Below are 10,924 nucleotides of genomic sequence, written 5' to 3' on the forward strand. Positions count from 1 at the left end.
CGCTTATAAAAGAACAATAGGATAAAACCAGCTAAGGCATATGCGTGTAGAATATCTCCATACCATAGAAAGATAAAGTGGAGTAAACCAAAGAGTAGTAAGATACACAATCTACGATTAAACAGCTTATACATAGAATAACCTTTTGCTTCAGCATTTTTTATAAAGATATAAAACCCTACTCCAAATAAGAACGCAAAAATAGTATAGAATTTTGCCTGTATAAACAAATCTATTAAAAAACGAATTACTTTATCTGTACCGGAGTAACCCGCTTGATTAAAGGGATCTAGTCCCGTCATAGTAGGTAGATTAGCAAATAGGATACATAGTATGGCAATCCCCCTTAGTATGTCTAAAGAATAAATACGGACGTTTTGTTGCATGTAAATTCCCCTTTCTTACAAAGAAAAACGAGCACTATATTAACTAGCGCTCGAATTACGTCTCGCAAAGAATCCGTCATATGTAGCAGCTGATACTGCCCCTTCTAGGCGTTCAATTTCTTCGCCTCTGTTATAAGCTACAACAACTGGAGTACCAGGAATGTCGAACTCTTGAAAGGCACTTTGATTTTCTGGCGTAGAGATATCAATACGATAGATGGTTCTATCATGCTTTTTTGACATACTATTGATATCTGGTGCTGCCTTTTTACAATAATGACAAGTTGGTTGATAGTAATACGCAATAAACTCTTCATGGGATTGTATTTTTTGCTTTAATTCTTCTTTTGAAATATCTTTAATATTTTCGAGTGATCCTTTTGTTTCTGCAGCTGATACAATTGTTTTGTTTGGTGTTACAGTCTCTGGGTTAACAGATTCATTTTTAGTGAAAGTAAAGATAGCGATACAAGCAACACATAATGTAGTAACAATTGCTCCAATTTTGTAGACTTTTTTCATAGTAAATTCCTCCTTAAAGTAAAAAAAAAGGACAAACCTCGCCCGAGTTAACTGGGCGTAAGGTTTGTCCTTCACGCTACGTACAATAGAGTATAAACAATGGGAACAAATTTTCTATCTATATAATAACATAACATTTATATAGAATGCTATAATAATTTTCAAAAGAAAAACAAAGAAACACCTTAGTATATATAATTTCACGTACCAAAATATATTTAAAAATTAATAAAAATTACAACAGTGGGATTCTTTGTATTGCCTACAACTGTTAGATACAATGTACCTCTCCATAAAACATTAAACTATGCAACGATCTATGTCTCAAAAGCCTAAATGATATAATAAAACTAATCATTATTTTAGATGAATGGAGTAATTTAATGGAGCCAATTATTGTTAAACTTTCAACAGAATTTAATACCACGGCAAAAGATTTAATAGAGAAATTTAATGAGTATCAAGAAAAACATCAAACTGAAACCACTTTTCATAATTCAGAAGCTCCCTTGGTTTGGATTATTCGAGGATGTATTGATTATTTTGGCCAATTAGACAATGAGTTTTTAGGTATAGGAAATAAATCAGGCATTCCAAGTATGCAAGCGGATCATTTTGCTAACAATCTGTATCGATTAAATAATGCAATGAAATATCTAAAAAGATTATGGGATTTAAAAGAATATAAAACTCTTGATGAATTTAATACTCTTTTAGATATCAGAACACTTATTGTTCATTCAGGAGAGCAGCTTACAAAAATTGAATCTCTAAAGTTAGAGAGGTATAAAGATAGTCAACTTTGGAGGATTTTTAGCAATAAAGAAAATGATTCGTTTACTCAACTTAGTTATTTCAACAATGAAAGCTTAGCTGAAATGGATTATTGTTTGGAAATAGCGAGTGACAAACAAGACAAATCTAAAAAGGATAATTTATCGACAGCTGATTATCACATACAAAATGAAAGCTTTCTTGACCAAAGAATATATTTAAAAGCAGAACAAGTCCGAAATATTGTGATGGCACAAATTGAGTATTTTATAACTAGCGCTGACCAAGTAAAAACAGTTAAAAGTACTCGTAAATTTCCTCCTATCGAAGTAATAATAGACAAAGAAAATAACAAAATTAACTTCGATAAGATAGCAGAGTTAGTATCTAAAGATTTAAGAGGTGAGTATATTATTGAGAGTGGAATTGAACATTGGAATGGGTTTGGCTTAAAAAGATTAATGGAATATACAAAAAACAGTTCAGATATCTCTTCAAAAGCAAAAGATCTTATTTATAAGCGCATAATTAACGTTATGACAGACTATTGGGAGAACTATATAGATGTAAATATCCCTGGTGAGGAGTTACCTGACTTGGACATAATGCAAATCTTTTCAGATTACACTCCAAATTTTGATAAAAAGAATTATCTAGAATGCGAAAAATTTTTCACTAATATTGCTCCATATTTTAATACAAAAGACAGGAATGACTCTACGGATATCGGTTATTTAGCTATGTTTATTGATGAAATTAGCAGAGCTTTAAATATGAAATTTAATATAGATCAAAACGTAGATGAGTTTGTGTGCGATTATATTGTTCAATCTATTAAAAAATCAGTTTAGTATTCCATTGTTTAACGTGGGGGCGCCAAGTGTTGGCAGCACCCCGTTTTGAGAAGATTTCTTATAGAATAAACAACTAGATTAGTGTTTATTGGAACTGCTAAACAAGGAGCAACAGAAGGGGAGTAATTTGCGAAATAAAAAGTAATGCAATTTGCATTATATATGCGAGAAAAGAGAGAGAAATCATCATTACATTAATGAAAAAGGAGTGTACGAATTGGGATATTTCAACCCTGAATTAATGAAAAATAATCTAGACCAGGAAGAAGCAATACAAATTTTAAAAAACTATCTAAAGAGATTAGCAGAAACATATGAAGATAAAGAGTATGCAGCAGAAGTTATTGAACGTATTTACAATGAGGATACTACTTGCAAGGATATTGACTTTATTTTAGAGTGTAAAAAGCTAACATAGGTGTATTATTTCCAAAAAAGAGATGTCTATAATAATATTTTGCGTTAATACCATTGAAGAATCAAAAGAAGAAACGGGAAACATTGACGGGTTCGCAGGTGGCATCGATAAAAATTGCCAAATATAAGTTGTGGTCAATATATTCATCTAGAAACGTAAAAAAAGACACTATAGAAAGTGTCTTTTTTACGTTGACATACTATGAAAGAAAATGTAGTGATTAATCATAATTTGTTGGATGCTTCTTGGTTAAATCTAGTATAACATTAAAATCAATATTTATACATTTAAATTTGAGCATATTAAGTTTTTGTAAAATTAGCAGAATCATCTCAAATACTATTAGGAAAATTGAATTTTTATATATCTAAAACTAAGTTAGTCTCATTAGGGTCTGATATGAATATCAAACCCTTTTCATTATATGTAATTATTTCACTGCATCTTTTAATTCTTTTCCAGCCTTAAAAGCAGGTGCTTTTGAAGCAGCGATTTGCATTTCTTCACCTGTTTGTGGGTTACGTCCTGTACGTGCAGATCTTTCACGTACTTCAAATGTACCAAATCCAAGAATCTGAACTTTCTCCTCATTTGCTAGCGCCGTTGTAATTGCATCTAATACAGCTTGTGTTGCTGCAGATGCATCTTTTTGTGTAAGTTCTGCTTTTTCTGCTACTACTTTTGTTAATTCTGTCTTATTCATTTCCTGCACCTCTTTATATGTGATTAGGTGACCATTATAACGTGCTTATAATCTTGATGCAATTAATAATATGTATAAATTTAGAACAGGTTTAGATAAGTTGGCTTCGGACAAGGGATGGCAGGAAGCCATATTAATTGTTCGATAGGTAGTAAAGTGTTAATTGACAATTTGTCATGATCATTTCACTATATGACGAATGTACGTTTGGTATATAATAGATATATATCAAAATGGAGGTGAAACAAATGATGATTAATAAAGCCTATAAGTTTCGGATCTATCCAAATCAAGAACAAGCAATTCTAATCAACAAAACGATTGGTTGTTCTCGCTTTGTATTCAATCATTTCCTATCCTTATGGGATCACGCATACAAAGAGACAGGAAAAGGCTTGACCTATGGTACATGCTCTGCCAAACTACCTGCCATGAAGAAAGAGCTTGTTTGGTTAAAAGAAGTGGATAGTATTGCGATTCAGTCGTCTGTTCGCAACCTTGCGGATGCTTATACACGCTTTTTCAAAAAACAAAACAGCGCTCCCCGCTTTAAATCTAAGAAAAACAACGTACAATCTTACACCACAAAAAAAACAAATGAAAACATTGCTGTTGTAGGAAACAGGATAAAGTTGCCGAAACTAGGTCTTATTCGATTTGCCAAAAGTCGTGAAGTAAAGGGACGTATTTTAAATGCTACAGTTAGACGGAACTCTTCTGGTAGATATTTTGTGTCACTATTAGTTGAAATAGAAGTACAAGAACTTCCGAAAACACATTCTTACATTGGAATAGATTTAGGACTAAAAGATTTCGCCATTTTGTCAGATGGAACACTCTATAAAAATTCGAAGTTTTTCCTATCATTAGAAGATAAATTGGCGAAAGCACAGCGTACTCTTTCTAGAAGAATGAAAGGATCTTCTCGCTGGAATAAACAACGAGTAAAGGTAGCTAGAATTCATGAATACATATCAAATGCTAGAAAAGATTACTTGGACAAAATCTCAACTGAAATCATCAAAAACCACGATGTTATCGGTATAGAGGATTTGCGAGTATCGAATATGTTAAAGAATCATAAGTTAGCAAAAGCAATTAGTGAGGTATCCTGGTCACAGTTTCGAACCATGTTGGAATATAAAGCAAAATGGTACGGCAAACAAGTCATTGTTGTATCGAAAACATTTGCTTCTAGCCAATTATGTTCTTGTTGTGGATACCAAAACAAAGACGTTAAAAATCTGAATCTACGTAAATGGGACTGCCCTTCTTGTTGTACACATCATGATAGGGATATTAACGCAAGTATTAATTTAAAGAATGAAGCGATAAGGCTTCTAACCGCAAGGACTGCGGAGATAGCCTAATCAATTAGAGTTCGATAGAACTCTTTTACTTAGGAATCCCCCACTTCTAAACGAAGTGAATGTGGAGGTAGTTCAAAATGTTTCTTTTTAGTCATATTGAACACCCTTTAACTTATTCATAGTTATATAATAACCTTAATTAATTTCTATAAATTTATATATAAGGTTTTTAATATTGATGTATTAGAACTGTTACTATAAAATGAAGATGCTGTGACTATCGGAATTTTATCTCTTATCATTTCTATCTTCATCTTTTCTACAACTGTCATAGTGATGAGTATTATCTTATGGTTAAAAACTAACCAGCTTTATACTCCTGACATCAAAAGATTAACCGGCGCAATTATATGTTTAATTAGTTCTGTAATTTTACTTATTTTTAAGAATAAATTCGAAGTCACTTATAACAAATTCACTGAAATATTTAGTCAGTATACAGGGGTCTCGTTGCATGTAATGGTTTTAAGTTTATTATAATGATTTCTGGTGTTTGCTATTGTTAAAGTGATTAGGCCATAAATAAATTTAATACGTTGTTAGGCGAAATTGTGGCGTACTAGCATAGTAAGGTAACGTATGAAAAACGAGCATTTAGCAAATGGACCTTTGTAAACAATTTAAAAGGAGATTATACATGTTAGAGACTCTTGAAATAAGAAAAAAGCAACACGAAATAAAAATACAAAAATATAAAAATATACAAAAATACTACAATCCATTTTTGTGGACAATCTCAATTATTTATTTTCTCTATTTCATGTTCATTAATAACTCTCTTTCAGTACATCTATTACCTTCTTTCGTTATCGGGTTGACTCTTTGGAGTATAGGTCTAGCTATAAATTTAAAACTCTTACATGAGTTAAAAGGAAAAGAAAAAATCTTGAATATAGAAACAATAAACGAAATGAAAAAAAATAAATATATGAGCCCAGGCAGAAAAGAACGTTATATCACAGATTATAACGCGACGAAAGATGAGCTAGAAAAGATAATGACTTACGCTAAATTTATGTTAGAAGCTAAAGAAAGAGAAAATGAAATAAAAGATGATAATAGGAATTTAGATATATAAGTGTAGTGAGAGGAGAAGAAAAATATGTCGATAGAACAGTATATAAATCTTCGTGAAACAGGGAAAGAAATTAAAAACTATATCTGTTAAATGAGGCTACAGTTTTAACATTGGAACTAGGCTATGAATGATTTTAAAAATAAGTAAAAGGGTGATATACCATGAAATCTACAGGTGTTACACGTAAAATAGATGAATTAGGGCGTATTGTTCTTCCGAAGGAGTTAAGAAGAACATTAGGAATCGCAGAAAAAGATCCTATAGAAATATTTGTGGAAGCTGAGTTGATAATATTACAAAAATATAAATCGTATGATGCTTGTGCAATAACTGGTGATATTTCAGAAAAAAATATTTCATTAGCTAATGGTCAAATCGTTCTTAGTCCTGAAGGGGCTGAACATTTAATTAAGGAAATCCAGCAACACTTAGTTAAGTAAGATCATATTAAAGAAAAAGACATCTATATAGATGTCTTTTTCTTTGACTTGAACCACCATTATTCTACTAACACTACTTTTACAATAGCAAATATATCAGCAATCTTTCATATCATATTCATTCTAACCCAATAAATTATATTTTAAGTATATATAAATTTAAATGCAATAAATATTCACAAATCACCATAAAAACGAACGTATTTTCGTAAAATAGGTTGAATATTAAGGGTGAGTAGGAATATAATAAGAACAAACGTTCTGCAAAGGAGGGATAATAAAGTGTATGACTATTCACTTTGTCCAAACAATACAGTATTTTGCCTAGACCTTGTTTCGTTTTTCGCATCTGTTTCTTGCGTGAAATTAGGTTATGATCCACTACAAACAAAGTTAGCGGTACGACAAGACCAGGTTCTGTTGTTTTAGCTGCTACTAAACCGCTGAAAAAATTAGGTATAAAGCAGGGCAGTCGGCTATACGAACTAGCAAGTATACCAGATGTGCTAGTTGTAAATCCGCAGATGGATACATACATACGTTGTTCAAATTACATATCTCAAATAATATTACAGTACGTTCCAGCAGAATATTATTTCCAATATAGTATTGACGAGTGTTTTATACAGATTGACAAGATACTGCATCTTTTTGCGGATAATCCCAGAGAATTTGCGATGAAATTACAAAGAGAAATATATACGAAAACAAAGGGTATATCTGTATCTATAGGAATAGGAAAAAATATGCTTATGGCAAAGATAGCACTTGATGTGGAGGCGAAACATAATCCGGACTTAACAGCCGAATGGGATTATAGTGATGTACCCACAAAACTTTGGTCGATACGCCCATTAAGTAAGTTTTGGGGAATATCAACAAAAACAGAGGCTAAGTTAAATAGGAAAGGGATACGTACTATAGGTGACCTAGCTCATTATCCTTTAAACTATTTGCAGCAGGAATTTGGAGTCATAGGTACCGATTTGCATCTCCATAGCCATGGAATTGACTTTAGCCGGATTACAGATACATACAAACCAAAATCTACTTCCATAGGGAAGAGTCAAATATTAATGCGAGATTACGAACTTGCAGAAATACCAGTTATTCTGTTAGAACATATAGAAGAGGTTTGCTACCGTATGAGAATGAAACATAAACTCGCTCGAACCGTTCAATTCTCCATAGGTTACAGTCGTTCATATGGTGGTGGTTTTAGAAAAAGCGTAACATTTGAGCGGCCGACTTGTATGACAATGGATATCTATCATATATGCCTAAAATATTTGATGCAGTTGCATACAGGCGAACCAATTCGAAGTATCAGTATTTCTCTGACTAACTTAGTAAGCGAAGGTGAGGAACAGATATCAATATTTGATGATATAAAGAAGCGAGAACAACAAATAAAGTTAACAAGAGCTTTAGATGAAATACGAACTCGATTCGGTAGAAATAGCATTTTACGGGCGATATCTTATACACCACATTCAACGATTAAATACAGAAACACACTCGTAGGAGGCCACAAGGCATGAAAGAAACACGTATTCCACGAGGGCGGGGCATTGAGAAATGGGCTCCCTTCGCTAGTATGCCGACACAGTTTGCAGGTCTACATAAATTAATTCAAGATCAATCAAAAGTTTCCAAACCAATATTAGATTCGCAAAAATCTGAAGAAATAAATCAAATGTTAAAACGAGCCATACAGACAAATGAAGAAATTGATCTCTGGCATTATAAAGATGGAATTATATTATATAAGATTGTTGGAATTCATAAGTTTGATGCAATAAATAAGACATTAGTTGTTACTGATGCATTTGGTTTTAACAATTCATTGTACTTAGATGATATTGTAGAGTGTAGCATTCACAAATAATGAAAAAAGGTATGGTTTGACTATCCAAACACATACCTTTCCCTGGATTTTAAACACATTTTTACCACTATAGAATGGTAAGTTTTTTGTAATGTTAGTACATTAGAAAATGTCCCTATTAGAATCAATCATCAATACAAATTGTTCAACCTGTTTACAAAAATGCTCACGCTGCTGTTCATCCAGACTTGCATAGGTAGCCTGTGTTGTCGAAATCAGATCCTTAATTGGTTCGTCTTCAAAATCTGTTTGATAACCAATTAACATATTTACCGATACATTAAAATAGGAAGCTAAAAGAATTAATGTACTAATATCAGACTCGTATCGATTGGTTTCCCCATTTTCAATCTGGCTTCGAGTTAAATTCAATTGTTCAGCTATCTGTTCTTGCGTAAGATCTCTAGATTTTCTTAGTCTTTTTAATACTTCACTAAAATTTATCATAACTATAGTATAAAATTTAAGAATTTCAACTACTACAAATGGTCGCTTTACTACCGTATAATACATAAGGTGTTATTTGCATTTGGTTAATTTCATTTGGTAAAGTGTTTTTTAATGAAATATGTATAATCGATAAGATTATCTAACGCTTCTTGTTGTTTTTCAGCAGGTAAATCTGCAAGTGCTACTTTAATGGATTCTAATTTACTTTCTAGAGGATTATTTCTTCCAAACAATTCATCAATGAAGATATTGTGCAGTTCTGCAATCCGCATTATCGAATCTGCATCAGGATCAGCTTTCCCATATTCCCAATTGGCATAAGTAATGCCGGCAATATTTAGGCGATGTGATATATCGGATTGGGTGTATCCTTGTTTTTTTCGCAATTCAGCAAGTCGCTTACTTAGTTGAGACATATCATCACATTTCCTTTCTGATTTATAACGTTAGTGTAAAACAGAAAAGTTAAATTGCATCCTTACGACTTATAATAAGTCATAAATTATTTTTATTTGTAATAGTTAGTCTTGATGTTGTGATAATAGAAAGCCATTTATAATTCTATACGCGAAAAAAATAGGAAGAAATCGATACATCAAATCGAGAATCTTCCTATTATATATACTTACTAAAATAACGAATTTCCGATATCTATTGTGGCCAAGTTTTGACGTCTTGTACGTTCTCTTAAATAGCGTTCCGTCGTCATAATAGATTCGTGTCCTAAATAGTCACGTATTTTCTTAAGTTCGACACCTTTTCCCATCAAATGATTTGCAAAGAAGTGTCTGCAGGTATGGGGGGTAATCCTATCCTTTCGGTAACGTAAAAATGGTAAGTTTGTTTCTTCAATCTTTTCTGCTACATATTTTGATAAGTAGTCGGCCCTATAGTAAGAGCCATCGGCTTTAGGTAGAAAAGCAGATGTACTAGAGGCGTCCAATTTACTTGTTTGTTTACGCAATTGACGAAGGCGACAGATATCGTCGAGTACATCTTCAAAAATACGAACTTCCCTGGCTTTATTTCCCTTCCCAACTACACGTAAGAGATAAGCATTTAATGCGGAATGGAATACAAGATCTGCCCATTTTGCGTTTGCAACTTCCTCAATCCGGAGTCCAGTAGTCGTAAGAAGGAAAAACAATGTATACATAAAGAAATTTGTTTTCTTCAGTGTATTTAGTATTTCATTTACTTCTTCAGGAAAGAGATCACGATTGACCAGATCTTCTGTTTTTACAGATACTTTTTTGAGACGACTACTATAGTCATCTGAGAGACCATTGTTATCATAAACGTATTTTAGAAACTGTTGGACTACCGTTTTCTTTCGACGTAATGTAGTGGCAGCATACTTCTTACTTAGTTCATAGAAGTAGATTTCCATCTCATTATGGGATAACTCATGAATGGTTCCTATTTTTTCTTTTATGTATCGAAGAAAATGAGACAGATCATGCAGATAAAGTTTTTTTGTTCGCTCACTTCTTTTTTTCGTTAAAGAAGGCTCATCGTGTAAAAATAAATAAACTAATGATTCTTCGCTTAATTGGGAATAGTCAATATTTCGAATGCCCATGCCCATAATTTTTTCGAAATGACTGCTATCAAAAAAATCCGATTTGGATTTTACAAGTTGATTACTATGTTCGTAATTTATAATATTCAAATTTACACACACCTTTTATTAGAATGAAAAGACAAACATATATTTTATATAAATTTTTATGATTCTTATTATACCACAATAAACGCATTATTTATTGTTTTATAAAATGAAATGTTTAAACATATATTTTCGCCTTACTATTTAATGTTTCTGTTTAGATGATGTATAATGGAAATATTTAATTGATTTTTTTGTACATTTCAATCCAATGCGGTAGGAGGAGATTTTTTTGACTAGTCTTCGTCTGAAAATTTTACAAGAAATCCATAATTTAGAAGATACCCATTGTTCAATTTGCCCTCTGAACAACCTATCAGTGAATTGTACAGATGAGCAAGAACAGGCAAAACAGAGAAACTACAAACATTG

Annotated in this window: 12 protein-coding genes and 1 pseudogene; 7 read left to right on the top strand and 6 right to left on the bottom strand. The window is 32.2% G+C overall.

Features of this window, described 5'->3' with window-relative positions:
- Positions 1-386: DUF418 domain-containing protein (locus FOT98_RS07760; protein WP_395940764.1), on the bottom strand; the 386-nt coding region annotated here is incomplete at its 3' end.
- A gap of 39 nt (positions 387-425) precedes the next feature.
- Positions 426-908: a thioredoxin family protein gene (locus FOT98_RS07765; protein ID WP_078384178.1), complete on the bottom strand. Its 483-nt coding sequence runs from the start codon at positions 906-908 to the stop codon at positions 426-428.
- Between the two features lie 383 nt (positions 909-1,291).
- On the opposite strand from FOT98_RS07765, the gene FOT98_RS07770 reads away from it, so the two are divergent.
- Together FOT98_RS07770 and FOT98_RS07775 are read left to right on the top strand one after the other, a co-directional pair.
- Positions 1,292-2,533 (top strand): hypothetical protein, encoded by a 1,242-nt coding sequence (locus tag FOT98_RS07770; protein WP_078384177.1) that lies wholly within the window; start codon positions 1,292-1,294, stop codon positions 2,531-2,533.
- A 220-nt stretch (positions 2,534-2,753) separates the two neighbouring features.
- A complete protein-coding gene (locus tag FOT98_RS07775; RefSeq protein ID WP_078384176.1) occupies positions 2,754-2,954 on the top strand; it encodes a hypothetical protein in 201 nt (66 codons plus the stop codon).
- 430 nt (positions 2,955-3,384) lie between these two features.
- Here the strand turns inward: FOT98_RS07775 and FOT98_RS07780 are convergent, their stop codons facing one another.
- Entirely contained in the window at positions 3,385-3,657 is a 273-nt protein-coding gene (locus tag FOT98_RS07780) for an HU family DNA-binding protein (protein WP_078384175.1), read from the bottom strand.
- A 251-nt stretch (positions 3,658-3,908) separates the two neighbouring features.
- Here FOT98_RS07780 and tnpB point away from each other — a divergent pair, with 251 nt between their 5' ends.
- The 5 genes and pseudogenes from tnpB (at position 3,909) to FOT98_RS07810 (ending at position 8,433) form a co-directional block, all read left to right on the top strand.
- Entirely contained in the window at positions 3,909-5,027 is a 1,119-nt protein-coding gene (gene tnpB, locus FOT98_RS07785; protein ID WP_172107556.1) for an IS200/IS605 family element RNA-guided endonuclease TnpB, read from the top strand.
- A gap of 637 nt (positions 5,028-5,664) precedes the next feature.
- Positions 5,665-6,105, top strand: coding sequence for a hypothetical protein (locus tag FOT98_RS07795; protein ID WP_078384173.1), 441 nt, complete (start codon positions 5,665-5,667; stop codon positions 6,103-6,105).
- A gap of 161 nt (positions 6,106-6,266) precedes the next feature.
- Entirely contained in the window at positions 6,267-6,545 is a 279-nt protein-coding gene (locus FOT98_RS07800) for an AbrB/MazE/SpoVT family DNA-binding domain-containing protein (protein WP_078384172.1), read from the top strand.
- A gap of 282 nt (positions 6,546-6,827) precedes the next feature.
- Positions 6,828-8,086, top strand: a pseudogene (locus FOT98_RS07805) (Y-family DNA polymerase).
- Entirely contained in the window at positions 8,083-8,433 is a 351-nt protein-coding gene (locus FOT98_RS07810; RefSeq protein WP_078384171.1) for a YolD-like family protein, read from the top strand. The pseudogene FOT98_RS07805 and the gene FOT98_RS07810 overlap by 4 nt, the downstream one beginning before the upstream one ends.
- 102 nt (positions 8,434-8,535) lie before the next feature.
- On the opposite strand, the gene FOT98_RS07815 is transcribed toward FOT98_RS07810, so the two are convergent.
- The 3 genes from FOT98_RS07815 to FOT98_RS07825 form a co-directional block, all read right to left on the bottom strand.
- Positions 8,536-8,946 carry a helix-turn-helix domain-containing protein gene (locus FOT98_RS07815; RefSeq protein ID WP_394627033.1) on the bottom strand — a complete coding sequence of 137 codons (411 nt, stop codon included), beginning with the start codon at positions 8,944-8,946 and terminating at the stop codon, positions 8,536-8,538.
- A 26-nt stretch (positions 8,947-8,972) separates the two neighbouring features.
- Entirely contained in the window at positions 8,973-9,299 is a 327-nt protein-coding gene (locus FOT98_RS07820) for a helix-turn-helix domain-containing protein (protein ID WP_078384170.1), read from the bottom strand.
- Positions 9,300-9,511: 212 nt separating this feature from the next.
- Entirely contained in the window at positions 9,512-10,555 is a 1,044-nt protein-coding gene (locus tag FOT98_RS07825; protein ID WP_078384169.1) for a tyrosine-type recombinase/integrase, read from the bottom strand.
- Positions 10,556-10,924 lie beyond the last annotated feature (369 nt).

The sequence above is a fragment of the Bacillus sp. HY001 genome, assembly GCF_007558965.1.
GTDB lineage: Bacteria > Bacillota > Bacilli > Bacillales > Bacillaceae_G > Bacillus_A > Bacillus_A mobilis.

Bases quoted from the DNA above. Each gene is read 5' to 3' on its own strand.
- FOT98_RS07800 (WP_078384172.1), top strand. From the start codon at position 6,267: ATGAAATCTACAGGTGTTACACGTAAAATAGATGAATTAGGGCGTATT.
- FOT98_RS07810 (WP_078384171.1), top strand. From the start codon at position 8,083: ATGAAAGAAACACGTATTCCACGAGGGCGGGGCATTGAGAAATGGGCT.
- FOT98_RS07815 (WP_394627033.1), bottom strand. From the start codon at position 8,946: ATGTATTATACGGTAGTAAAGCGACCATTTGTAGTAGTTGAAATTCTT.
- tnpB (WP_172107556.1), top strand. From the start codon at position 3,909: ATGATTAATAAAGCCTATAAGTTTCGGATCTATCCAAATCAAGAACAA.
- FOT98_RS07820 (WP_078384170.1), bottom strand. From the start codon at position 9,299: ATGTCTCAACTAAGTAAGCGACTTGCTGAATTGCGAAAAAAACAAGGA.
- FOT98_RS07770 (WP_078384177.1), top strand. From the start codon at position 1,292: ATGGAGCCAATTATTGTTAAACTTTCAACAGAATTTAATACCACGGCA.
- FOT98_RS07795 (WP_078384173.1), top strand. From the start codon at position 5,665: ATGTTAGAGACTCTTGAAATAAGAAAAAAGCAACACGAAATAAAAATA.
- FOT98_RS07780 (WP_078384175.1), bottom strand. From the start codon at position 3,657: ATGAATAAGACAGAATTAACAAAAGTAGTAGCAGAAAAAGCAGAACTT.
- FOT98_RS07765 (WP_078384178.1), bottom strand. From the start codon at position 908: ATGAAAAAAGTCTACAAAATTGGAGCAATTGTTACTACATTATGTGTT.